The sequence below is a fragment of the Snodgrassella sp. ESL0323 genome (genome assembly GCF_013346865.1).
GTDB lineage: Bacteria > Pseudomonadota > Gammaproteobacteria > Burkholderiales > Neisseriaceae > Snodgrassella > Snodgrassella alvi.
Genome location: NZ_JAAEDT010000002.1, coordinates 25189 through 49020 on the forward strand (window position 1 = coordinate 25189; position 23832 = coordinate 49020).

Below are 23832 nucleotides of genomic sequence, written 5' to 3' on the forward strand. Positions count from 1 at the left end.
TTAATTAAAAGTTATTGCCGAAATTATCGTCATCCTCATCGATAACCGGTGTTTTTGATTTTGCTGCCAGTTCATGAGCCGGAATGGTATTGCCATCCACTTCAACATCATAAGGTTTTACTACCCGCACCCGTAAGCCACGTCCGGCTTTGCGGCTGTCAACCCATTCACTGCTGATCGCTGAAATAGCATTATTGGCATTATCAAAGCCATAGTCCTTGGCATTAAAGCCACCATCACTGGTTACCAGTTCGCGGGCAACTGAGCTGACAGTAGCCCAACCTTCAATATCACAGGTTCTTTCAATGGCCTTCTGTACCATCGGTACTAGACGGTTCCAATGGTGCTGGCTGGATATTTCATTGGAAGAACGACCAGATTTGGCCGAGCGGTTATTAAATCCGGATTTGGCTGGGCGACCACGGCCACGGTTATTTTCAGCAGGAGTTACTGCGGCTTCAAATACTGCTTTACGCGGACGACCACGACCACGCTTAGTCTGATTTTCCCGGTTTTTATCATAACTGGTGAATTCCGGAACCTGTGTTTCAATTTGTACCAGTACTGGTTCTGCCTGTTTTTCTTCCGGTTCAATGGTTACACTTACCTTTTCTGCCGGCATAGCTGTGCCGGCGGCGGGAATGGTAATAACCAGTGGCGCATCATTATTCTGCTGGAAAGCTGTCTGCTCATTATTTGATATATAAGGCTTGCTTTCTGTTTTGGGCGTAAGATTATTATTGCGTTTTTTCAGACGCAGCCATAAATGATTACCATGCATCTGAGTTTCAAAAATATCAATAGCACTAATCAAATAAGAAAGCTTAGTGTAGCCGTAATTACGTGCATCAAAATCAGAATTAACTTTATTGATATACTGACCGACAACACCTAATGATGTCCAGCCATCATCATCTGCATGCTCTTTCACAGCATTGCGGAACAGATTTATTAATGCTGTATCCTGTTTTAGTTCTGCCGGTGTTTTGCGTTTATTGCGGAAAATCGGTGTCTGGGTTTTATCTTCTCCGATTTCTACAGTGGTATGACTAAGTAAATTTTCAGTATAAATAAATTTGTCACATGCTTTACGGAAAGATTCAGGCGTTTTTTTCTGTCCGAAACCATAAACAGTTAGACCATTCTCACGGATACGCGAAGCCAGACGGGTAAAATCGCTATCACTGGATACAATACAGAAGCCGTCAAAAGTATTGCTGTATAATAAGTCCATGGCATCAATTACCATGGCCATATCAGTAGCATTTTTTCCTTTGGTATAGGCAAATTGCTGTACGGGAGTAATTGCATGCGGTAGTAGTGCATCTTTCCATTTCGATAGACCGCTGCTCCAGTCGCCGTAAATGCGTTTAACACTGGCAATACCGTATTTGGCAATTTCCTCCAGTAAGGATTCAACAATACTGGCCGAAGCGTTATCAGCATCAATAAGTACTGCCAGTTTGGCCGAATTTTCCGTAGTCATTTATAGAATTCCTGTTAATTGAAAAAAAATTTAAATTTCATGATTTTTAGCATTAGTAAAAACATCAATAATTGGTTGTATTGCAGCATATTTCAGCTTTAAGGCCGCCTTATTTACGACCAGCCGGCTGGAAATATCCACAACATGTTCTACTGCCTGCAGGTTGTTTGCCTTTAATGTATTTCCGGTTGAAACCAGATCAACGATCGCATCGGCCAGACCTACCAATGGTGCCAGTTCCATTGAACCGTACAATTTAATTAAATCAATGTGTACTCCCTTACCGGCAAAGTGCTCAGCAGCAATATTAGGATATTTACTGGCTACACGTAAGCGGCAGCCGGGCTGCGAAGCTGCTGCATAATCAAACCCGTTGCGCACGGCTACCATCATTTTGCATCGTGCAATATTCAAGTCCAGTGGCTGATATAACCCATCGCCATCATGTTCAATTAAAACATCTTTTCCAGCAATTCCAAAATCAGCAGCTCCGTATTGCACATATGTGGGTACATCTGTTGCGCGAACAATGATCAATCGGATATTGTCGTGATTAGTATTAATAATCAGTTTGCGTGACTGTTCCGGATCTTCGATAGCATTAATTCCTGCTGCTGCAAGTAAAGGCAGTGTTTCTTCATAAATACGACCTTTGGATAACGCTATAGTTAATTGTGAAGTCATTTTTGTCAGTATAGTATACATAAAAGCAAACTTATTAAGCTATAAATTATTTTTGCAGAAAAATAAGTTTGCAGAAATTATAAAAATAATAATTAAATAATTTTAATCCAGTAATTGTTTTATGTCATGAGCCAATTGTGTCGCTGTCTGGCTATGTGGCTCGTAAACCACAGTAAATCCCTGTTTGTCAATTAAATATGTACCTGTACTATGATCCAGTAAATATTCATCAGGATTATTACCTGCTACTTTATGTACAGCAATTTTATACTGATTGAGAACGTCATTAAGCTCTTTTTGGTGCTGGTTGTCTGCAGTCAGACCAATGAAATCAGGGTTAAATGCTGGTGCATAAGTCTCCATAACCTGTGGTGTATCCCGTTGAGGATCAACTGTAATGAATAATATCTGTACTTGCTTTCCCTGCTGACCCAGCTGATTTATTGCATCCGCATAAGCAAGCAGATTGGTTGGACAAACATCAGGGCAATGAGTATAACCGAATACCAGTGCAACTACCTTGCCCTGATAATCACGCAAATGTACGGTTTTACCATTTGCACTGAGTAAAGAAAAATCTTTGCCGCCGAGACCGGCATCGCGGACATCGCTACCCTCGAAATTGTATTGGCGCTGCGACCGGACTGAATCAGCATTTGCAGGCTGCGTACTGGTTGGAGCTGACTGAGGCTGGCAAGCGCCTAATACGGTCGCATATGTTGTTACAGCTAAAAGTATTTGTATTTTACGCATAGACTTAATAATAATACAAAATCGGACTTTAGATAAATATTTATAAATCTGAATTTTTTTAGATTTAAATGAATAGGCAATATATATAAAATCCAAAATTACAATCAATATTCTAATTCAAAAAATAAAAAATATTTTTACCATAAAAAAATTCTTTACAGCCATGGAAAATCCGTTATAATGCGTCTTCTTCGCTAGCCCAGGTGGCGAAATTGGTAGACGCAGGGGACTCAAAATCCCCCGCCGCAAGGTGTGACGGTTCGAGTCCGTCCCTGGGCACCAGATTTTGAAAACCGCTGATAACAGCGGTTTTTTTTATTCTGTTTATGCCAACTCCTTAAACATTTCCCAGTACATATATTGTATAGAGGCATAGGCAAAAATTTGCGAAAATTTAATAACTTATCCGGCATTGTTTAACATATACCCCCCCCCCTTTGTTTTAGTTGGTATTTATCTTTTACCGGTAGTTGTATGACACTCTGTATAAGATCCGGATCAATATCCGGTACTAATTATTGAAATTGATTTCTAAAATGATTATTAAGCAGGCTGACAGTAAAGTAAAAGATTTAGAAATACTATGCCGGCTATTACAATGGCCTGATTTATTACCGCAGAAGCGACAAAATATTGAACAGCATCTTCGGTCAATCCGTTCGGGTATTAAAGGTGAGGCTGAGTCTGCATATCAGCTACAGTTTCATTTTGGAAATCATCCTGATTGGGTAATTATTCATGATTTTAGATTAAAATATCAGGGAAAAGTAGCACAAATCGACCATTTACTGATTAACCGCTATTTGCAAATATTTGTATGTGAAAGTAAAAGAGTAACTGGTGGTCTGATTATCAATGAGCAGGGTGAATTTTCACGCAGGTATGAAGGCAATGAGCAGGGAATGCCATCTCCAGTAGAACAAAACCGTCGTCATATCAGTTTGTTGAATAGTTTGTTGCATTCAGAGCTGATTCAGTTACCAGCCCGTTTTGGTTGGAAACTACGGCCGTCTCTATACAGCCTGATACTGATTTCTAATGATACTTATATCAGGCGACCAAAAAATTCTGTTTCTGGTTTAAGCAGCGTGATAAAAAATGAGCAACTGCAAACAAAAGTTCAGCAGTTAAGCAAACATTCACGCATATTCGGCATTATCCGCAAGGTATCAAGTATCAGCATACAAACATTTGCACGGCAGCTGGTGCAGTTGCACCGGCCTGCACGATATGATTGGCCTAGTTATTTTGGTTTGAATAAACCAGTCAGTCAACTAACTGATTCTGTTATTGTCACGCAGACACAAGTGCAAACTGAAAATCTAAGTACAAAAACTCATTACTTTTGTTCAGGCTGTCATAAAAGTATTACTGGTAGTGTAGTTTATTATTGTCATAATCATAAAAATATATTCGGAGGTAAAACATATTGCTATCAATGTCAGCAAAAATTTAACAACAATAACTAGTTATGATTTTGATATTTTCATTCTGAGTTTTGTAAATCATCGGATATTGCTTCAAATATATTATAAGAAATTAATATTCTGGTTTAACAAAACATTATTTTACTCAGAATACTACTAGAAAAATTTTTTATAACCACTATATTATAAATATACATTTTAGTAAGTTAATTAATTTTTAAATAATATGTAAAAGTACTATTCCATAAGTATTTATTCATGGATTATGCAATTATCGTATTATCGCCAAATAAACTTTGCTAATTGAATTATTAAAAAATCATTGAAAATAAATAGGAATCCACACATGAATATTACTGACATTTCCAGACAGCGCTATACCACTAAACATTACGATAAAACTAAAAAAATTCCGGCAGAGCAGTTAGCGCAACTGTTTGAAGTTATCAGAAACAGCCCTTCATCAGTAAATTCACAGCCATGGCATTTTTTTGTAGTGGATAATGATGAGGCTCGTGCAAGAATAATGCCGGCAATTGTAGAAATGAATCATCCGCGGGTAGCTGACTCATCACATACCTTAATATTCTGTGTTAAAACCCCCTTAGATGAGCAGCATTTACAAAATGTACTGGCTCAGGAGGAAAAGGATGGCCGTTTCGAAGAGAATGAATTTAAGGAAATGACGGATAAAGGCCGCCGTTTTTTTGTTAATAAAAATAGTGTAACACCTCATAGTCAGCTTGAGTGGGAATGCAGACAATTATATATTGTACTGGGGCAGTTATTATTTGCCGCCGCTACTATTGGTATCGATTCAACAGCAATTGAAGGCTTTGATGATCAGAAAATGGATGAAATTCTTGGTCTGCAACAAGAGGGACTGAAGAGTGTACTGGTAGTCAGTCTTGGCTATCGTGCCGCTAATGACAGTAATGCCACCCGGCCAAAATCACGTTTACCTGAAGAGCAGATATTTACCCGTTTGTAATCATTTTTACTGGTTTATTATTCTTGTATGGCAAAACATTAAATATAATTGCAATTTGTATTTATTGTTTTGTCTTATGACTAACTATGCTTATGTATTTAAATAAGTATCTGTCTGCTTATTATAAAGGTTGCATGGAAGTTGATTATTTAACCTTATAATTAAATTGCATTTACTCAATGAAAGCCAGCCTTGTCAATGTTGGCGATAATGAAGTGCAAAGTCTTGTTGGAGCAAATCATAATGATAGTAGGAAACACGTTGGATAATGTTGCATCTAAAATCGAAGTAAAACCATACTCTCCACTCCATGCCAATGAAATATGCGATTTGTTTCATTCGACTATTCATGCTATTGATACCGATATTTATAGCAAAGCAAAGCAGAGCAAGAAGCATGGTGCCCAACACCACCAGATTATCAGATGTGGTTAAAACGTTTAGATAACACTCAGCCTTGGATGGCTATCTTTGGCTCACGCCTTGCGGGGTTTATTGAACTTAAAGATGATGGTTACATAGACTGTTTTTACGTGCATCCTGACTTTCAAAAACGTGGCGTAGCTAGAAAACTCTATGACCATGTGTTTGACTTAGCCCACCAGAAAAATTTTTCACAATTAAGTGTAGATGCTTCAAAAGTGGCCATGCCAATTTTCCAAAAATGGGGTTTTATAATAAAGCGGGCTAACAAAATATACAGAAAAAATCAGGTACTGATAAATTACCATATGTATAAAACACTTTGATTTTTATTGCGGCCTTTGTACGGTAAAGCTTCATTCAAACTAAATTCCTAACCACACTTTTTTGAGGCATTTGGGCTTATATTCAGACCTAATAAGTGACTATTTATCGCCATTTCCCTGTTTTAAACGCAACTTTCCTGCTGTACAGATAACCCTCGTTTGATATCAAAGTTCAATAAGCTGCCTGAAAGATGAGCTTAAATTAATTCAGTCAATGGAGTTTCAAATTAAACCGTATTTATGAAACCAAAGAATAAGTAGAAAACTTTATGAAGATAGCAGAATAGGAATAAATAGATCTGTAAAGTTGCCGAGGGCTAAATGAATAAGGATACAGCAATCCTTATTCTGGCTGTTACTGTATTCGGATAAAATATTTTTGTGTTTATCTTCTTAAAAAATAAATAAAAATAAATTTTTTAACAAAGTTTAGAATATTTTCTTTCTTAATGTATTTTATACAATAGTTAGTTACAACTTTTTCATTACATCTGATAAATTTTTTACCCATAAAAGTATAGATTCATAAATTTTGAAATTATTCCATTATCTTCTAATTCCGGAAAATTGACTGCTTTGTTATTTTAGTACCGTTTATGTAATATTTTCTCTTCATTTTAAATATCAGTATAAGGAATAGCTGAATATAATTATTCAATGCATTGGCACAGCCGATGCTGGCAGATGGCTATGCATCATTTTTTATTAATGTAGTTTTGAAAGGTTTACTGCACTTAATATTTATCTTCTTTGAATTGTGATAATACTGCTAATACTTAAATACAGTTAGCATATACGGCTGCTTAAGGATAAAAATTACCATTAAAATAAGCAAAATTACTTATCTTGAAAAATTAAATCTGACCAATATCATGAATCCTTAAAATTAACTTTTTTTCAAAAATTTTTATTGAGGTATAACAATTGTGTATCAAATTGGCTGTACTACAATCTGAACTTAAGGTTTTTGTATTTAAATTTATTATTTTATTCATACCGGTACTTTTGAATGCTAAATCAATTTCAATTAAATACTAATGCAAATAAATTATTTATTAAACATTTTATTTAAAATGTTTAATACCTTGTTCACAGACAAAAGAGGATATGCTTATATCATGTTTTTCGGTTTGAATTTCATCTAGCTGCTGACAGGCAAAGCCAACTCCTATTAATTTTGGCTGCCAGTGATGTAAAGCCGAAAGCGTTGCATCATAATAACCCCCGCCCTGTCCCAGACGATTACCCCTTTGATCAATTCCCAGCAACGGTACAATCAGAGTATGTAAATACCGTGCCCGAATGCGCTGACCGGTAAATTGGGGAATTAAACCACGTTTATACTTCAATCCGTACTGAGTCAGATAGCGGGTTGTGGTTTGTTTCCGGGGCAGGTGCGGACAGGGGGTGAACCATAATTCTCGTTGTCTGGCTGCAATATAAGGCAAATAAACCGTAGCCCCGCGTTTTTGAGCAGTAGTAATCAACGACCACAGTGATAATTCACTGCCTACTGCCCAGTATACGGCAATCCGTTTTTGACGCCGGATCAGCGGATAGAGCAGGCGGTTAATCCGATTAGTGGCCGGCTGACGCTGTTCAGGCTTTAACTGCTTACGCTGGTTGCGCAAATAACCACGCAGTTGTCTTTTATCTGTATGTATCTGCATAGTTTAGCTTACTGCTATCCGGTCAGAATATTGCAACGGCGCATACTTGCCGTAACTGCTTTTTTTCTGTATCATCTGAATGTTTTACCTCGGTAAAAATCACTAACGCTCGCACTGTACGCGAAAGGGTGCTCTGTTACAGAGTTCTATGCGTGGCAGTGTCAGGCTTTAACCCTTTTAAGGATAGGTATTATGTCACAAATTACTATGCGCCAGATGCTGGAAGCAGGCGTACACTTTGGTCATCAAACACGTTACTGGAACCCGAAAATGGCTGAGTACATTTTTGGTGCACGTAACAAAATTCATATCATCAATCTGGAAAAAACCCTGCCGTTGTTTGTAGAAGCGCAGGATGTAGTACGCCGTCTGGCTGCCAATAAAGGAACTGTACTGTTCGTAGGTACTAAACGGCAGGCACGTGATATCGTTAAGGAAGAAGCTACCCGCGCCGGTGCTCCTTACGTTGATCATCGCTGGCTGGGCGGTATGCTGACCAATTACAAAACTGTAAAACAGTCTATTAAACGTCTGGAAGAAAAAACTGCTGCTTTGGAAAATGCTACTGAAGCCGGTTACAGTAAAAAAGAAGTGCTGGAAATGCAGCGCGAAGTCGCTAAGCTGGAACGTTCTCTGGGTGGTATCAAAGATATGAAAGGCTTGCCGGATGCAATTTTCGTTATCGATACCGGCTATCAGAAAGGTACTCTGGTAGAAGCTGCTAAACTGGGTATTCCGGTTATTGCTGTGGTTGATACCAATAACAGCCCTGATGATGTTAAATATGTGATTCCGGGTAATGATGACTCAGCTAAGGCAATTCGTCTGTATTGCCGTGGTATTGCTGATGCTATTCTGGAAGGTAAAGCTCAGTCTTTACAGGAAGTAGTTCAGGCTGCTCAGGCTGCCGAAGAGAAACAGGCTGCAGCTGCTGCTGAATAATCAGTTATCTCACATCTTTGCAAAAGAAGGGGACATTAGTGCCCCTTTTTTTAAAATAATTTTTCAGCCTGATATTCGCCAGGTTGAGCATAATCAAGTTTAAGGAGTAAAACATGGCTGCAATTACTGCAAAAATGGTAGGTGATTTGCGTGCTGCTACCGGTTTGGGCATGATGGAATGCAAAAAAGCTTTGGTAGAAGCCGAAGGTAATATGGAAAAAGCCGAAGAAATTTTGCGCATTAAATCCGGAGCTAAAGCAGGTAAGCTGGCCGGCCGTACTGCCGCAGAAGGTGTGGTTGCTGAATATGTGGATGGTAAAATAGGTGCCGTTGCCGAAATTAACTGTGAAACAGACTTCGTAGCCAAAGATGCCAGCTTTATGGCATTTGCTCAGGCAGTGGCTAAAGCAGTTGCCGTACATAATCCGGCTAGTCTTGAAGCCCTGGCAGAAGCCAAAACCGATGATGGCGTAACTATTGAAGAAGCTCGTAAAGCTGTTATTGCTAAATTAGGTGAAAACATCACTGTTCGGCGGTTTGAACGGATTGAAACTGATAATAGTCTGGTAACCTATATGCACGGTACCAAAATCGGGGTACTGGTTGAGCACAAAGGTGGCGATACACAGGCTATCCGTCAGGTAGCCATGCATATTGCTGCATCCAGACCTCAATGCGTTTCAGCTGCTGAAGTGAATCCGGAAATTGTGGCAAAAGAACGCCACATTTATGAAGAGCAGGCTGCAGCTTCCGGTAAACCGGCAAATATCGTTGAAAAAATGGTTGAAGGCCGGATACAGAAATTCCTGGCTGAAGTAACTCTGCTGGGTCAGCAGTTTGTTATTAATCCTGACCAGACCGTGGAAAAATTCCTGAAAGAACAAAATGCTGAAGTAAACCGTTTTGTTGCTTTCCATGTTGGTGAAGGTATTGAGAAAAAAGAAGTGGATTATGCGGCTGAAGTAGCTGCTGCTTCTAAAGTATAAGGCTGTTTATGCCACGGGCACTCTGGATTCAGGCTCCTGAATCAGGGTGCTTTTTTTTGAGTTATCTGTTTAATTAGGTTGAGATAGCTGAAATAAAAGTTCCCTTTTTTTATTTTGAAAAATTTATTGATCGCTGTTAAACATCTAATGGCAAACTGATAGAAAGAATGATCATGACTAAACCAGCAAAATACAAACGTGTATTATTAAAATTATCCGGTGAGTCCTTAATGGGGCCAGATGCTTTTGGTATCAACCGCGATACCATTATGCAAATTACTGCGCAGGTTAAAGAAGTGGTCGATATGGGTGTAGAGGTGGCTATTGTCATTGGAGGCGGTAACATCTTTCGCGGAATGGCTCAATCAGCTAAAGGTATGGAGCGTGCTACTGCTGATTATATGGGCATGATGGCTACAGTGATGAATGCACTGGCTTTGAAAGAAGCATTTGAAAGTCAGCAGGTTAAAGCCAGGGTTCAGTCAGCACTGAGTATGCAGCAGGTAGCAGAAACTTATGCCCGCCCAAAAGCCATTCAGTATCTGGAAGAAGGAAAAGTGGTGATTTTTGCAGCAGGAACCGGCAACCCATTTTTTACTACAGACACAGCAGCAAGTCTGCGTGGTGTAGAAATGAATTGTGATATTATGTTAAAAGCAACCAATGTGGACGGAGTTTATACTGCAGATCCTAAAACCAACCCTGAAGCTAAACGCTATCAGCAAATTACATTTGACAATGCGATTAGTCAGAACCTGAAAGTGATGGATGCTACAGCATTTGCTTTATGTCGTGAACAGAAACTGAATATTGTAGTATTCGGTATCTTCAAACAGGGAGCACTAAAACGGGTTATCTGTGGTGAGGACGAAGGTACATTAGTCCATGTATAACATTAGACTGCTTAACTAAACTTGTGGTGACGCGTATAACTGCGTTAGTATGCGCGTTTGCCATTTTCTGACAGCAAAAATTTGAGAAAATTGAAATAAATGCTGTCAGGTCAGACAGGAATATTCATGATTAACGAAATTCAACGTACTGCTGAAACCAAAATGCAGAAATCACTGGATGTATTGCGCGATAATCTGTCTAAAGTTCGTACAGGACGCGCTCATACCGGTTTACTTGATCAGGTTGAGGTGGAATATTACGGAAGCATGGTATCTGTTAGTCAGGTTGCCAGTGTAACCTTGCTGGATGCACGTACTATCGGGGTAAAGCCCTATGAAAGTAAAATGGCTGCCGTTATTGAAAAGGCTATTCGTAACTCAAATCTTGGCCTGAATCCGGCTGCAATGGGCGATCTGATTCGGGTACCCATGCCAATGCTTACCGAAGAGCGGCGCAAAGATCTAATTAAAGTAGTCCGCGGCGAAGCAGAAGATGGTCGGGTAGTCGTGCGTAATATACGTCGTGATGCCAATAATGACCTCAAACGTCTACATAAAGACAAAGAAATCAGTGAAGACGAAGTACGTCGTGGTGAAGAAGGTGTTCAGAAGCTTACTGATAAATACATTGCTGAAATTGATAAGATGCTGGCAACCAAAGAAGCCGATCTAATGGCAATCTGAACTATATAATTGCAGTAAAGGATGTATTTTGACTACCAGTAGTACTCAGAGTGTACCTGAACATACCGAAATTCCCCGGCATATTGCCGTCATTATGGACGGTAATGGACGCTGGGCTAAAAAACGCCTGATGCCTCGTATTATGGGGCATAAAAAAGGGCTGGAAATGCTGGAAGAAATGACAGCAAATTGCGCACGTATGGGCGTAGAATATCTGACAGTCTTCGCTTTTTCTACAGAAAACTGGCGCCGTCCGATGGACGAGGTTAATTTTCTGATGGGGCTGTTTTTGCAGTCATTGCAAAAACGGGTACAAAAATTGCACAAAAATAATCTGCGTCTGCGTGTCATTGGTGATCGCAGCCGTTTTGCGGCAGAAATAGTACGCGGGATTGAAGAAGCGGAAGCATTAACAGCGGAAAATACAGGGCTGACCCTGACTATAGCTGCTGATTATGGTGGTCGCTGGGATATTTTGCAGGCGGTTAATCAGGCTATTCAGGCTGGAGCCACTAAGCTGACTGAAACCAGCATTCTGCCATATCTGTCACTTGGTTATGCTCCTGAACCGGATTTATTTATCCGTACAGGCGGCGAAACCCGTATCAGTAATTTTCTTTTATGGCAACTGGCTTATACCGAGCTCTATTTTACACCGGTTCTATGGCCGGATTTTGATGAATCTCAGCTGGCTAATGCTGTACGTTCCTATCAGGAGCGGGAGAGACGGTTTGGCAGAACCTCAGAGCAGTTGCCACTTACCCAACAGCGACCCTGATTTCATTTATGCTCAAACAACGTATTCTTACAGCTCTGGTTTTACTGCCCCTAATGATAGGTATGTTGTTTGGGGCTGGCAACAATTTATGGGCTGCATTTAGCGGTCTGATTTCCTTACTGGCTTTATGGGAATATGCCCGTATTGCTCATTTCACTACCATACAGAATGCACTCTATCTGCTAGTCAGTGCGGCAGGCGGAGGGTGGTTTTATTTTTATAATCAGCAAACAGCATTACCACTTTGGGCACAGATAATAATTTTGCTGTTCTGGCTGATTATCGTACCAGTCTGGTTAAAATTTAAATGGAAAATCAAGGCTAATCTGCTTGGTGTCATGATTGGCTGGTTATTAATGGTGCCTTTCTGGCAGGCATTAATTTACCTGCGTCCGGATTCTCAGGCAGCCGATACCCTGTTATCTATTATGGTATTAGTGTGGATTGCCGATATTGCTGCCTATTTTGTCGGAAGAGCTGTGGGTAAACACAAACTGGCTCCGATCATCAGTCCTAATAAAAGCTGGGAAGGAGCTATTGGTGCGGTTATTTGTGTTGCTATCTATACAACAGTTCTGCAACAACAAGGCTGGTTACCGGTTATTCTGCCTCGGTGGCAAACCCTTTGTCTGGCTTTTATTCTGACTGCAGTGAGTATCTGTGGTGATTTGCTGGAGAGCTGGTTAAAGCGTGCCGGTGGTGTCAAAGACAGTAGTCAGCTTTTACCCGGTCATGGCGGGGTATTCGATCGGGTAGATTCCTTAATTGCAGTACTGAGTGTTTATGCCGCCTTAATGGCGTGTTTTGGTGTAAAGTGATTTTGTGATGAGTGGTTATAATCCTGTATCTGTAACTATTCTGGGAGCAACTGGCAGTATTGGTCAGAGTACTCTGGATGTTATTGGCCGCCATCCTGAACGGTTTTCTGTTTTTGCGTTAACTGCCCACCAGAAAATTGATCGTCTGGCAGAGCTGTGTATCCGTTTTCGTCCAGTTTACGCTGTGGTTGCTACCGCTACGCAGGCGGATGTTCTGCGAGCACAATTACAGACTGCTGCTGTTACTACAGAAGTTTTATTTGGAGAGCAGGCTCTGTGCGATGTTGCGCGGGATAGTGGAACTGATGCTGTCATGGCTGCTATTGTCGGTGCCGCCGGTTTAAGACCGACGTTAGCAGCAGCGAAAGCTGGTAAGACTATTTATCTGGCAAATAAAGAAACGCTGGTAGTCGCCGGTGCACTATTTATGCAGACTGTCCGGCAGTACGGTGCACGGCTGTTACCTGTAGATAGTGAGCATAATGCCATTTTTCAGGCATTACCTGATGATTATCAGGGAGATTTGGAACATGCTGGCGTAGCTTCGCTGGTTTTAACTGCATCAGGCGGCCCTTTTCTGCATACCGCACTGGCAGATTTTGCTGCTATTACTCCGGAGGCCGCAATACGTCATCCAAACTGGCATATGGGCCGCAAAATTTCGGTTGATTCAGCCAGTATGATGAATAAAGGGCTGGAGTTAATTGAGGCGCACTGGTTATTTAATGCTGCTGCTGAACAGCTGGAAGTGATTATTCATCCGCAAAGCGTAATACACAGCATGGTTCGTTACCGGGATGGTTCTGTACTGGCTCAAATGGGTAAACCGGATATGCGTATTCCGATTGCACATTGTCTGGGATTACCTGACAGAATTGACTCAGGGGTTGAACAGCTGGATTTTACTGCTTTAAGCGGTTTGCACTTTTTAGCACCGGATTTTGTACGTTTTCCATGCCTGAAACTGGCTTATGATGTATTACACAGCAATCATCCCGCCAGTTCATGTGTGCTGAATGCAGCCAATGAAGTTGCTGTAGCTGCTTTTCTGGACAAACGTATTCGCTTTATTGATCTGGCTGCAGTAGTAGATAGCTGTCTGCAATATTTTAGCGGACAATCAGCCTCTTCTATAGAAGAACTGTTGCAGATGGATATGCAGGTGCGTAGTGTTGCAAATTCATGGATAGCTGACCGCGCTGCCGGTTGAGAACAGGATAGACCATGTTATTAACCATATTTGCTTTTATTGTAGCCATTTTACTGCTGGTAAGTTTGCATGAATTAGGCCATCTGATTGTGGCCCGCTGGTGCGGGGTTAAAGTACTGCGTTTTAGTATTGGTTTTGGTAAACCATTTTTTTGCGTGAAACGCGGCAATATTGAATGGTGTCTGGCACCCATTCCTCTCGGTGGTTATGTCAAAATGGTAGATACCCGTGAGGGTGATGTCAGTGAAGCTGATTTACCTTATGCATTTGATCAGCAGCATCCTCTTAAGCGTATTGCAATCGTTGTTGCCGGTCCGCTGACCAATCTGATATTAGCTGTACTGCTGTATGCAGCAAGCTTCAGTCTGGGTGGAATTACTCAAATTCGTCCCTGGGTAGGTATGGTTGAGCCTGCCACCGTCGCAGCTGATGCTGGTTTTCAGCCCGGAGACCGTATCGTTAGTGTTAACGGACAGGCTGTTACTGACTGGACAGATGCCCAGGCTAAAATCATGCTTAATCTGGATGGCGGCAAAGTACAGGTTGATGTTATCAATTCAGCCGGACAACCGCAGCAGCGGCAACTGAATGTTGCCGGTACTGATGCCGCTGCTAACGTTGCCAAAACCGGTTATCTGGGTATTGCACCTTTCAAAGTTGTTAATCAGATAGGTATGGTTATACCGGATAGTGTCGCAGCTAAAGCCGGTCTGCATACCGGGGATATCTTATTAGCTATTAACGGACGCAAACTTACTGGCTGGCAGGACTGGGTAGACAGTATCCGGGCCAGTGCCGGTGCAAAACTTGACATTAGTTATCAGCGAAACGGACAGATTCAGCAAACCAGTCTGCGACCGGATTCAGTACTCGAAAACGGGACAATAATTGGTCAGGTTGGAGTAGGTGCCATGCGTGATCAAACATGGGATGCCCGGATTCGTCAGCATTATCAGCCCGGTTTTTTTGAATCTGTACGACTGGCTATGCAACGTACGTGGGATTACATTACACTTACACTTTCTATGTTTGCAAAATTACTCACTGGTCAGGCATCTTTGCATTATCTTTCCGGTCCGCTGACTATTGCTGATGTGGCTGGCAAAACTGCCGCTATGGGCTGGCAAAGTTACACAGAATTTCTGGCACTGGTCAGCGTTAGTCTTGGCGTACTCAATTTATTACCTGTTCCCGTGCTAGACGGTGGGCATTTACTGTATTATGCCATTGAATGGATTCGTGGCAGACCCCTAAGTTTACGTATACAGGAAATGGGGTTACGTTTTGGTATTGCTGCCATGTTAATGTTAATGCTGGTGGCTTTCTTCAATGATATTACCCGCTTGTTTGGATGAATGATGAAATTAAAGCAGATTACTGTCAGTTTAATGGCTCTGGGCTTATCTTCACTGGTTTTTGCTGTCGAACCGTTTACCATAAAAGACATTCGGGTAGAGGGTTTACAGCGTACAGCCCCCACCACGGTTTTTAGTTATATTCCGGTGAAAATTGGTGATATTTTTACGGATGCGGAGGGTGAAGAGATTATCAAAAAACTGTATGCAACGGGTTTTTTTGATGATATTCGGGTTGAAACCATGGGTAACCAGGTATTGTTAACTGTAGTTGAACGGCCAATTATCAGTAGTTTTGATGTTACCGGTGGTAAATCAATTAATAATAATGACATTAAGAAAAACCTGAGTGGTTTTGGTTTAGGGCAGTCACGTGTATTTAATCCCGCTACATTAGAGCAGGCAATACAAGGCTTGCAGGATGCTTATCGTCAGCGTGGTAAAAATGCGGTAAAAATCACACCCAAAGTTACCCGGTTAGAACGTAACCGTGTTGCAGTTGAACTGAAAATAGATGAAGGTCCGACTACAACCATCAAATCAATTGATTTCAGTGGTAATAAACAGTTTTCAACACGTACTCTGCGTAATCAGATGGCATTAAGCCAGAAGAACTGGAAAAGCTGGTTAACCAGAGATGATCGGTATTCAGATACTCAGTTACAACAGGATCTGGATAAAATCAACAATTTTTATCAGGATCACGGATATCTGAATTTTCGCATTTCCGGTGTTAAAGTAGATAGCAATGAAGCTAAAACTGCCCAGATGATTAATATCACGGTAGACGAAGGCGCACGCTATCGCTGGGGTAAAGTAACTGTTGGCGGTGATACCCGGGAGATACCTGTAGAAGAGTTGCAGCAACTGGTTAAAATCAAACAGGGAAGATGGTATAACCGCTCGCAGATAATTAATATTATTAGAGCAATACAGGACAAAATGGGTAGCTCTGGTTATGCTTTCTGTCAGGTGGATGTCCGCCCCGTACCTGATGAAAATACTCATGTTGTCGATTTTGTATTGAATGTTGTTCCGGATCGTAAAGTTTATGTTAACCAGATTAATATTACAGGTAACAATAAAACCCGTGATGAAGTATTGCGGCGTGAGTTACGGCAAATGGAGCGCGCACCGTATGATGTATCGAAAATTAATCGTTCTAAAGAACGCATTCAGCAGTTAGGCTATTTCGATAATGCTCAGGTAGATGTGAAACCGGTAGCAGGTACACCCGATCAGGTCGATCTGGATATGAGTGTCAGAGAGCGATCAACCGGTTCTATAAATGTTGGTGCCGGCTGGGCACAGGATGATGGTTTGCTACTGTCTGCAGGCATTGCTCAGGATAATTTGTTTGGTACCGGTAAATCAGCCAGTCTGCAATTATCCCGCTCAAAAGTTAATCAGGTTGCTGCTCTTTCCTTTACTGATCCGTATTTTACTCCTGATGGTATCAGTCTGGGCTATAACATGTATTATCGTGGTTACAATCCCAGTAAATCTGACAGTAATGCAATGGATTATAAAACCACGACCATCGGTGCAGCCATGACCATGGGTGTACCCATTACTGAATATGACCGGGTTAATTTCAGCCTGGGTGCGGAACATCTGGCTGTCAATCTGTATGGTGACTATGCGCCACGGCGTTATGTCGAATTCGTCGATAAATATGGTAAAAATAATTGGATATTGAAAGGTACCGTGGGCTGGGGACGTAACACCACAGACAGTTCATTATGGCCTACTCGCGGTTACGTAATGAATGCTAATATTGACAGTGGTTTACCTGGCGGAGATTTACAATATTACAGTTTAAGTCATGATCAGCGCTGGTATTTTCCATTAAGTAAAAATATTACTTTAATGCTGTACGGCCAGCTCGGTTATGCAGATGGTTATGGTAAAACCAAAGATCTGCCATTTATGTATGCTTTTAATGGCGGTGGTTTGGGATCAGTACGTGGTTATGAGTCCGGCACATTAGGTCCGAAATACTTTAACCAGTATAGTGGCGGTGACTACAGCAGTGATGCCAGTAGTTACGGCGGTAATTATATTGCTACCGCCACCGCAGAGCTGTTGTTTCCGTTTCCGGGTGTTAAAGATCAGCATACTGTTCGCCTTAGCATGTTTGCAGATGCCGGTAGTGTATGGGATAACAAAACCTATGATTATACTAATGAAAAAAACCCTTATGGAGACACCAAAAAACATAAATCAAGTATTGGTAATGAAGCACGTTACTCCGTAGGTTTAGCCGTTACCTGGTTATCGCCCATGGGGCCACTGAAATTCAGTTATGCTTATCCGATTCATAAAAAACCGGAAGATCAGTTACAACGCTTCCAGTTCCAGTTAGGTACTACGTTCTAATCTCTATCAGATAAGGACAAATTATGCTTAAAAAAATTGTTTTAACATTTGCAGCTACTTTGCTTGCCTGTTCTGTTTCCTGGGCTGAAAGCATACAAAAACTTGGCTTTATTGATACTGGCCGGGTCTATCAGCAATCAGTTCAGGCTCAGTCTATTCAGAAAGATCTTGATAAAGAATTTGCGCCCATGCAGAGAAAGCTGCAAGCCATGCAGGCAGAAGGTCTGAAATTAAAAGAAGCAATTGAGTCAGGAAAAGTGCCGGCAGCAGAACGTGAAGCAAAAGTAAAACAAATGTTGCAAATGGATGAGCAATATAAAGAAGCTGCTGTAAAACTGGCTGAAGATTACAATCTGCGTCGTAATGAAGAATTTGCCTCACTCCAACAAAATGCGAATAAAGTCATCATTGAAATGGCACGAAAAGAGGGTTATGACCTTATCATTCAGGATGCCATATTTGTCAACAGTAAATTTGACATTACTGATGCCGTTATCAAAGCATTAAACGCACAAAAACAGTAGGCAGAATTATATGGCTGTAAACCCAATAACCGCAGCCGCTCTAGTTGAACAACTGGGCGGACAATTGCGTGGCAGTGATGTCATTGTTACCAGAATCACTTCATTACAACAGGCACAGGCAAACGATATCAGCTTTCTCAGTAATCCCCGCTTGCGTGCAGAGGCATTGGCCAGCAAGGCTGGAGTACTGATAGTTACCGAAAAATCTGCTGAAGTTTTAACAGATCGTACACTGATAATTACTGATGATCCTTATCTTTACTTTGCCCGTGTTGCCCGTTTATTTCATCCTCGTATTCAGGCCAAAGCAGCTATTCATCCCACTGCAGTAATTGCGTCGTCCGCACAAATTGCGGCCAGTTGTGAAATTGGCGCTCATGTAGTTATTGGTGAACGCTGCATCATTAATGAAAATACACGTATTCTCGCTGGTGCTGTTATAGAAGATGACTGCACAGTGGGTAGTGATTGCATTATTCATGCTAATGTAACTATTTATTCTGGTTGTAAACTGGGTAACCGGGTAGAACTGCATTCCGGCTGCGTGATTGGTGCTGATGGGTTTGGTTTTGCATGGGATAAACAAAAAAATGAATGGTTTAAAATTGTTCAGACCGGCTGTGTGATTCTTGGCGATGATGTTGAAATCGGCGCCAATACTACAATCGATCGTGGAGCTATTGAAAATACCATTATAGAAAATGATGCCAAAATTGATAATCAGGTGATGATTGGTCATAACGGCAAAATTGGTGCTCATGTTGCTATTGTAGCCTGTACCGGCATTGCCGGTAGTACAGAAGTTGGTGCTTATTCCGTTATCGGCGGTGCAGCAATGATTGGCGGTCATTTAAACATTCCGCCGAAAACAACGATTGGTGCCGCTACAGCTGTCAGCCACAGCATTAAGGAAAGCGGATACTATGCTTCTATCTTTCCATTACAAAAACATAGTGACTGGGTAAAAAATGCCGCCCATATCCGTCATTTACATGAAATGAATCAAAAAATAAAAGCTTTGGAACATCAATTAGCCGAGTTGAACGGCAATTCATCAAACCAACAGGATTAAAGCAATGGATTGGTCTTTACCTTTAGATATTCGTACCCTGCAGAAATTATTACCTCATCGTTATCCGTTTTTATTGATTGATCGCGTTATCGCTTATGACAGTGAAGCCATGACCCTGAGTGCAATCAAAAATGTTACCGCTAATGAACCTTTCTTTCTGGGGCATTTCCCGGATTTTCCGGTTATGCCTGGTGTGCTGATTATTGAAGCTATGGCACAGGCATGCGGGACATTATCCATTTTAAGTCATGGTGGTCGTGATAATGATGAGATTTATTTTTTTGTTGGCATTGATAATGCCCGTTTCAAGCGTCAGGTTGTTCCCGGCGATCAGTTGAAATTCGAAGTTGAATTATTGGCAAACAAACGTGATATCGGTAAATTTAAGGCCGTCGCATTGGTTGACAATCAGATTGCCGCTGAGGCCGAAATCATGTGTGCCAAACGTAAGGTAGAAAAATAAAGAAATTCACAGAACTGAAACAGTAATCAAAAATGATTAAACTAGTCGCTAACCACGACAGCAGGAAATATACATGACGCAGATTCATCCCACAGCCATTATTGATCCCAAAGCCGAACTCGATAGTAGCGTATCTGTGGGTGCCTATAGCATTATTGGCGCAAATGTGCAGATTGGAGCCAATACCGATATCGGACCGCATGTTGTTATTGACGGGCATACTACTATTGGTGAAAGTAATCGGATTTTTCAGTTTGCTTCATTAGGGGCAATTCCGCAGGATAAAAAATATCGTGGCGAACCTACCAGACTGATTATTGGTAATCATAATACTATCCGCGAATTCACCACTTTCAATACAGGCACTGTTACCGGTATTGGTGAAACTCGTATAGGTGATGATAACTGGATAATGGCTTATGTTCATCTGGCTCATGACTGTGTTGTTGGTAATCACACTGTTTTTGCTAACAATGCTTCGCTTGCCGGACATGTAGTTATTGGAGACTATGTGATACTGGGTGGTTTCTCTCTTGTGCATCAATTTTGTCAAATTGGCGATTATGCCATGACAGCTTTTGCCGCTGGTGTGCATAAAGATGTACCGCCGTATGTTATGGCTGCCGGTTATCGTGCTGAGCCAGCCGGGCTTAACACAGAAGGTTTGCGCCGTCACCAATTTACATCAGAACAAATTGCCAACATCAAACGTCTGTATAAAATTCTTTATCGTCAGGGATTGGGATATGCTGATGCCAGAGCCAGAATTATTGCCGAAGCAGATTCCGCACCTGAGTTACAGGTGTTCAAAGAATTTTTTGCACAATCAACACGTGGTATTATTCGGTAAATCAGGCAAAATACAACAGGTAGATAATCAACAATTAATCTACCTGTTTTACTTTGCAAGGTAGAAATCCGCATACAGATATTTAAGAGATTGATTATTTAATATTATAGAAAATTTTTACATACAATTTAAAACATAATACTATCTGAATTTTACTGGTTATTTTTAATAAGTTCCTGAGAAAAATCTGCTGAATTTGTTTTAATTAATAATATTAAAATAACAATAACCGATTAAAAAAGGACTTTCCTTGATAGAAAGCCCATTTAATAAAGTTATATTGTGATATTAATTCACGATTTATCTTCTGTAACAAAGCCAACTTTTACCAGACCTGCATCTCGCGCGGCAGCCAGTGCCTGGGCAACATGATCATAAGCGACATGTTTATCAGCGGCTATAGCCAACACCAGATCTGGATCTGCCTGAGCCTTCAGATGTAAATCATTTTGCAATTGAGTTAGCGAAAGTGTTTGTTCGCCTAATTTATACTGTCCGTCAGCACCTATTGATAAACGTAACGGAGATTTTGGTTCAGTCTGCTCTGCAGGATTAGCAGTAGTAGGTAAAGTTAATGGAATAGAATGAGTTAATACCGGCATCGTAATCATAAATACAATCAAGAGCACCAACATTACATCAACCAGCGGCGTTACATTGATATCGGCTGATTCATGTACCTCATCATCACTGAAATGACCGAATGCCATTACTTAATCCCCATTATTTAATAATTGTGCATGTAAATCATGAGCAAAGCCATCAAGATCACGACCTAAATTTTTCTTGCTACGTACCAGACCGTTGTAAAACAATAAAGCCGGAATAGCTGCAAATAAACCAATGGCAGTAGAAATCAGGGCCTCACCAATGGGGCCTGCTACAGCAGCAATACTCATTTGTCCGCTATGTCCAATATTAATCAAAGCATGATAAATACCCCATACAGTACCAAATAATCCGATAAATGGAGCGCTTGAACTGATTGAAGCCAATACAGTCAGTCCACTCTCATAATGGCGCATAATCTGCTCCATACTATTACGGATCTGACTGGTAAGATAGCGATTAAAAGGCATGGCTGCCGCCAAAGAATGATTGGCTTTATCATGATAAAGTTTACTTGCGTGCAATGCATCACGCGTCAGTAAAGCTACCGGCGATTGATTGTCAGCCAGCTCATGTTGCAACTGAGCCAGATTCTCTGCTGTCGCAAAGCAGTTTAAAGCTGTGCGATTGTCCCGCCTGGCACACCATAAGCTCCAGCAACGAACTAAAGCAATAATCCAGGTTACAATGCTCATCAAAACAAGAATAGCCAGAACAGTTAGCAAAATCCAGCCGCTTTGAGCATAAATTGAAGCAATATTACCATCCATAAGAATAATTACCTTCAAAGTTAATAATGATTTAACCAAATCATTTAAAATACAAAAATTACATTACTTATCGTTATTTTTTATCAATTTGGCAGTTTGAAGCTTATAGTAAAATGATATTTATAAGGAATTGGAATACCACCGCGCGTAGCTGGTTTAAAACGATATCTTAGTATTGCTTGCTTAGCAGCCCTGTCAAGACGGCTATGGCCACTACTTTCACTTATAGTGACATCAAGTGGTTTTCCGTCTGCACCTACTGAGACCTTTATACCCACCACACCTTCTTCCCCATTACTCTCAGAGTCAGGCGGATAAGTCGGTTTTAATGCAGCCAGATAACCTCCTTGATATTCTTTTGGTACAACTAAGCTACCACCAGACTGATCACTGTTGTTTTTACCATTTGCAGATTTGGAATCTGATTTTCCGCCAGTATTTGCAGAAATAGCATCTGCAACATTGTTGCTAGGTGCAGGCGCTATTGGCGATGATTTTGCTACTGCAGGTATAAGCTTTGGCTCATCCTCTTTGGGTGGAGCAACTTTAAATTTACTTTGTATTTTGTTGGTTGCTACAGGTTTTATTTGTACTTTTTCTGGTTGCACTTTTTTAACCGGCGGTTTTACCGTCTGTTTATGTACAACAGGTTGTTGAGATTCAGGTTGTTGAGAAGCATTATCAGCAATCGGACCGGCCTGATCTGAGCTCATACCTAAATCAACAAATTTAAGTGATTGTATATTATTATCAATTTCAACTTGCTGCGCATGAAGTGCTATTGCCCCGAATAGAGCAGCATGCATACCGAGCACGAGAATAACAATAAAAAAATTGACTTTACGTTGGTTTTCCATATCATTGCATGATAATAGAAACCATTATTATTTGCAATATAACTTAACACTAAAACATAAGACTGCGTTAATCAGTCAGATTGAGCAATTTATAAGCTCGGTAAAGCGTAAACAGATCGAATTTAAAGCTTAATATACGTATATACAACCATCAAAATAATATGATTATGACTTTGTTCCATACTTCATATTTAGAACAAAATATAAGATTAATTAAGGCTGAAAGTTATCTGATTATCGGAATTAATCAGAATTATAATTATTAGTTAAAGGTAATAGAAAAATTGCTTTAACTTCTATAGATATATCTGTATCTCTAGTTTGGTTAATACTATCCTGACAAAATCACAACATAAAAATTAGCGGCAGACTAAAGCTGGAAAAATAAATATAGAAGAACGCATCTATATAATATAGAGATCATGGAGTACAAGATAAAAGTTAAATTAATTATTTGATGGATATATTCTAACAACAAAAAAGCTTACTGGAGTTTTATATAGAAACGATAGCCTTAAATATATCTAAATTAGATTTGGTTTAATCAATAAAACCAGAGTCGAAGTAGTCCACAATAGTTTGAAGTGAGTATATGAAGAAACTAAATACAAATACAAGGTAGTCGTCTAGTCACAAGTAGAAGGAAATAGAGGCTATAAACAAGTCAATATCCCTATAGGCAGATAGTGGAGTCAAATAAAACCGCAAAGACTGAGTCAAAGGCACCAAAAATAAACTTAGTAAAAACAGTTGAATGAGGAGGAAGTCAAAAATAAATGCAGGCAGGAGTTGACAGGGGCTTTGTGGAGGCGTATAGTTCGCCTTCTTCGCTGATGACGCGACACGAAACAAACGCACAGTTTAAAGTAGAACGCAGTCGAA

Annotated in this window: 22 protein-coding genes, 1 tRNA gene and 1 pseudogene; 17 read left to right on the top strand and 7 right to left on the bottom strand. The window is 40.5% G+C overall.

Translation table 11 applies throughout. From position 1 onward, the window contains the following. Window positions 1-4: 4 nt before the first annotated feature. From GY065_RS00170 to GY065_RS00180, 3 genes are all read right to left on the bottom strand, one after another. The gene (locus GY065_RS00170; protein WP_174832540.1) at window positions 5-1486 is read right to left on the bottom strand and encodes an NYN domain-containing protein; all 1482 of its coding nucleotides are present in this window, start codon (window positions 1484-1486) and stop codon (window positions 5-7) included. Window positions 1487-1516: 30 nt separating this feature from the next. Further along, complete coding sequence (gene hisG, locus GY065_RS00175; RefSeq protein WP_174832541.1) at window positions 1517-2170, bottom strand: ATP phosphoribosyltransferase; 654 nt, start codon at window positions 2168-2170, stop codon at window positions 1517-1519. A 102-nt stretch (window positions 2171-2272) separates the two neighbouring features. Further along, window positions 2273-2923 (bottom strand): SCO family protein, encoded by a 651-nt coding sequence (locus tag GY065_RS00180; RefSeq protein WP_174832542.1) that lies wholly within the window; start codon window positions 2921-2923, stop codon window positions 2273-2275. 197 nt (window positions 2924-3120) lie between these two features. Here GY065_RS00180 and GY065_RS00185 point away from each other — a divergent pair. The 4 genes and pseudogenes from GY065_RS00185 to GY065_RS12875 form a co-directional block, all read left to right on the top strand. Continuing rightward, a tRNA-Leu gene (locus GY065_RS00185) sits at window positions 3121-3205 on the top strand. 236 nt (window positions 3206-3441) lie between these two features. Further along, the gene (locus tag GY065_RS00190) at window positions 3442-4392 is read left to right on the top strand and encodes a nuclease-related domain-containing protein (protein WP_174832543.1); all 951 of its coding nucleotides are present in this window, start codon (window positions 3442-3444) and stop codon (window positions 4390-4392) included. Window positions 4393-4696: 304 nt separating this feature from the next. Next, on the top strand, window positions 4697-5341 hold the full coding sequence (gene nfsB, locus GY065_RS00195; protein ID WP_174832544.1) for an oxygen-insensitive NAD(P)H nitroreductase: 645 nt from the start codon (window positions 4697-4699) through the stop codon (window positions 5339-5341). A gap of 401 nt (window positions 5342-5742) precedes the next feature. Further along, window positions 5743-6090, top strand: a pseudogene (locus GY065_RS12875) (GNAT family N-acetyltransferase); the annotation flags it as partial. A gap of 1064 nt (window positions 6091-7154) precedes the next feature. Here the strand turns inward: GY065_RS12875 and GY065_RS00205 are convergent. Continuing rightward, on the bottom strand, window positions 7155-7760 hold the full coding sequence (locus tag GY065_RS00205; RefSeq protein ID WP_174832545.1) for a 5-formyltetrahydrofolate cyclo-ligase: 606 nt from the start codon (window positions 7758-7760) through the stop codon (window positions 7155-7157). 192 nt (window positions 7761-7952) lie between these two features. On the opposite strand from GY065_RS00205, the gene rpsB reads away from it, so the two are divergent. The 13 genes from rpsB to lpxA all read left to right on the top strand — a co-directional run bounded on the left by rpsB (window position 7953) and on the right by lpxA (window position 20714). Beyond that, on the top strand, window positions 7953-8702 hold the full coding sequence (gene rpsB / locus GY065_RS00210; protein ID WP_100117264.1) for a 30S ribosomal protein S2: 750 nt from the start codon (window positions 7953-7955) through the stop codon (window positions 8700-8702). Window positions 8703-8815: 113 nt separating this feature from the next. Next, complete coding sequence (tsf, locus tag GY065_RS00215) at window positions 8816-9688, top strand: translation elongation factor Ts (protein ID WP_174832546.1); 873 nt, start codon at window positions 8816-8818, stop codon at window positions 9686-9688. Between the two features lie 173 nt (window positions 9689-9861). Then, a complete protein-coding gene (pyrH, locus tag GY065_RS00220; protein ID WP_174832547.1) occupies window positions 9862-10581 on the top strand; it encodes a UMP kinase in 720 nt (239 codons plus the stop codon). 126 nt (window positions 10582-10707) lie between these two features. Next, window positions 10708-11265, top strand: a complete 558-nt coding sequence (frr, locus tag GY065_RS00225; RefSeq protein WP_100117267.1) for a ribosome recycling factor — start codon at window positions 10708-10710, stop codon at window positions 11263-11265. A gap of 28 nt (window positions 11266-11293) precedes the next feature. After that, on the top strand, window positions 11294-12043 hold the full coding sequence (locus GY065_RS00230) for an isoprenyl transferase (protein WP_174832548.1): 750 nt from the start codon (window positions 11294-11296) through the stop codon (window positions 12041-12043). A gap of 8 nt (window positions 12044-12051) precedes the next feature. Then, window positions 12052-12861 (top strand): phosphatidate cytidylyltransferase, encoded by an 810-nt coding sequence (locus GY065_RS00235; protein ID WP_174832549.1) that lies wholly within the window; start codon window positions 12052-12054, stop codon window positions 12859-12861. 7 nt (window positions 12862-12868) lie between these two features. Continuing rightward, window positions 12869-14071: a 1-deoxy-D-xylulose-5-phosphate reductoisomerase gene (ispC, locus tag GY065_RS00240; protein ID WP_174832550.1), complete on the top strand. Its 1203-nt coding sequence runs from the start codon at window positions 12869-12871 to the stop codon at window positions 14069-14071. A 14-nt stretch (window positions 14072-14085) separates the two neighbouring features. Continuing rightward, a complete protein-coding gene (gene rseP, locus GY065_RS00245; RefSeq protein ID WP_174832551.1) occupies window positions 14086-15426 on the top strand; it encodes an RIP metalloprotease RseP in 1341 nt (446 codons plus the stop codon). 3 nt (window positions 15427-15429) lie between these two features. Beyond that, complete coding sequence (gene bamA / locus GY065_RS00250) at window positions 15430-17805, top strand: outer membrane protein assembly factor BamA (protein WP_174832560.1); 2376 nt, start codon at window positions 15430-15432, stop codon at window positions 17803-17805. 23 nt (window positions 17806-17828) lie between these two features. Beyond that, on the top strand, window positions 17829-18329 hold the full coding sequence (locus GY065_RS00255; protein WP_174832552.1) for an OmpH family outer membrane protein: 501 nt from the start codon (window positions 17829-17831) through the stop codon (window positions 18327-18329). A gap of 10 nt (window positions 18330-18339) precedes the next feature. Further along, on the top strand, window positions 18340-19401 hold the full coding sequence (lpxD, locus tag GY065_RS00260) for a UDP-3-O-(3-hydroxymyristoyl)glucosamine N-acyltransferase (protein ID WP_174832553.1): 1062 nt from the start codon (window positions 18340-18342) through the stop codon (window positions 19399-19401). Window positions 19402-19405: 4 nt separating this feature from the next. Further along, complete coding sequence (gene fabZ / locus GY065_RS00265) at window positions 19406-19864, top strand: 3-hydroxyacyl-ACP dehydratase FabZ (protein ID WP_174832554.1); 459 nt, start codon at window positions 19406-19408, stop codon at window positions 19862-19864. 73 nt (window positions 19865-19937) lie between these two features. Continuing rightward, window positions 19938-20714 (top strand): acyl-ACP--UDP-N-acetylglucosamine O-acyltransferase, encoded by a 777-nt coding sequence (gene lpxA / locus GY065_RS00270; protein ID WP_174832555.1) that lies wholly within the window; start codon window positions 19938-19940, stop codon window positions 20712-20714. 293 nt (window positions 20715-21007) lie between these two features. On the opposite strand, the gene GY065_RS00275 is transcribed toward lpxA, so the two are convergent. From GY065_RS00275 to GY065_RS00285, 3 genes are all read right to left on the bottom strand, one after another. Then, on the bottom strand, window positions 21008-21424 hold the full coding sequence (locus GY065_RS00275; protein WP_174832556.1) for a biopolymer transporter ExbD: 417 nt from the start codon (window positions 21422-21424) through the stop codon (window positions 21008-21010). A 3-nt stretch (window positions 21425-21427) separates the two neighbouring features. Further along, complete coding sequence (locus GY065_RS00280) at window positions 21428-22093, bottom strand: MotA/TolQ/ExbB proton channel family protein (protein WP_100117278.1); 666 nt, start codon at window positions 22091-22093, stop codon at window positions 21428-21430. 83 nt (window positions 22094-22176) lie between these two features. Beyond that, complete coding sequence (locus GY065_RS00285; protein WP_174832557.1) at window positions 22177-22950, bottom strand: energy transducer TonB; 774 nt, start codon at window positions 22948-22950, stop codon at window positions 22177-22179. Window positions 22951-23832: the final 882 nt, after the last annotated feature.

What these genes read in the sequence shown, in the direction of transcription:
- GY065_RS00170 (WP_174832540.1), bottom strand. Translation starts at nt 1,486, where the DNA reads ATGACTACGGAAAATTCGGCCAAACTGGCAGTACTTATTGATGCTGAT.
- hisG (WP_174832541.1), bottom strand. Translation starts at nt 2,170, where the DNA reads ATGACTTCACAATTAACTATAGCGTTATCCAAAGGTCGTATTTATGAA.
- GY065_RS00180 (WP_174832542.1), bottom strand. Translation starts at nt 2,923, where the DNA reads ATGCGTAAAATACAAATACTTTTAGCTGTAACAACATATGCGACCGTA.
- nfsB (WP_174832544.1), top strand. Translation starts at nt 4,697, where the DNA reads ATGAATATTACTGACATTTCCAGACAGCGCTATACCACTAAACATTAC.
- GY065_RS00205 (WP_174832545.1), bottom strand. Translation starts at nt 7,760, where the DNA reads ATGCAGATACATACAGATAAAAGACAACTGCGTGGTTATTTGCGCAAC.
- rpsB (WP_100117264.1), top strand. Translation starts at nt 7,953, where the DNA reads ATGTCACAAATTACTATGCGCCAGATGCTGGAAGCAGGCGTACACTTT.
- tsf (WP_174832546.1), top strand. Translation starts at nt 8,816, where the DNA reads ATGGCTGCAATTACTGCAAAAATGGTAGGTGATTTGCGTGCTGCTACC.
- pyrH (WP_174832547.1), top strand. Translation starts at nt 9,862, where the DNA reads ATGACTAAACCAGCAAAATACAAACGTGTATTATTAAAATTATCCGGT.
- frr (WP_100117267.1), top strand. Translation starts at nt 10,708, where the DNA reads ATGATTAACGAAATTCAACGTACTGCTGAAACCAAAATGCAGAAATCA.
- GY065_RS00235 (WP_174832549.1), top strand. Translation starts at nt 12,052, where the DNA reads ATGCTCAAACAACGTATTCTTACAGCTCTGGTTTTACTGCCCCTAATG.
- ispC (WP_174832550.1), top strand. Translation starts at nt 12,869, where the DNA reads ATGAGTGGTTATAATCCTGTATCTGTAACTATTCTGGGAGCAACTGGC.
- rseP (WP_174832551.1), top strand. Translation starts at nt 14,086, where the DNA reads ATGTTATTAACCATATTTGCTTTTATTGTAGCCATTTTACTGCTGGTA.
- bamA (WP_174832560.1), top strand. Translation starts at nt 15,430, where the DNA reads ATGAAATTAAAGCAGATTACTGTCAGTTTAATGGCTCTGGGCTTATCT.
- GY065_RS00255 (WP_174832552.1), top strand. Translation starts at nt 17,829, where the DNA reads ATGCTTAAAAAAATTGTTTTAACATTTGCAGCTACTTTGCTTGCCTGT.
- lpxD (WP_174832553.1), top strand. Translation starts at nt 18,340, where the DNA reads ATGGCTGTAAACCCAATAACCGCAGCCGCTCTAGTTGAACAACTGGGC.
- fabZ (WP_174832554.1), top strand. Translation starts at nt 19,406, where the DNA reads ATGGATTGGTCTTTACCTTTAGATATTCGTACCCTGCAGAAATTATTA.
- lpxA (WP_174832555.1), top strand. Translation starts at nt 19,938, where the DNA reads ATGACGCAGATTCATCCCACAGCCATTATTGATCCCAAAGCCGAACTC.
- GY065_RS00275 (WP_174832556.1), bottom strand. Translation starts at nt 21,424, where the DNA reads ATGGCATTCGGTCATTTCAGTGATGATGAGGTACATGAATCAGCCGAT.
- GY065_RS00280 (WP_100117278.1), bottom strand. Translation starts at nt 22,093, where the DNA reads ATGGATGGTAATATTGCTTCAATTTATGCTCAAAGCGGCTGGATTTTG.
- GY065_RS00285 (WP_174832557.1), bottom strand. Translation starts at nt 22,950, where the DNA reads ATGGAAAACCAACGTAAAGTCAATTTTTTTATTGTTATTCTCGTGCTC.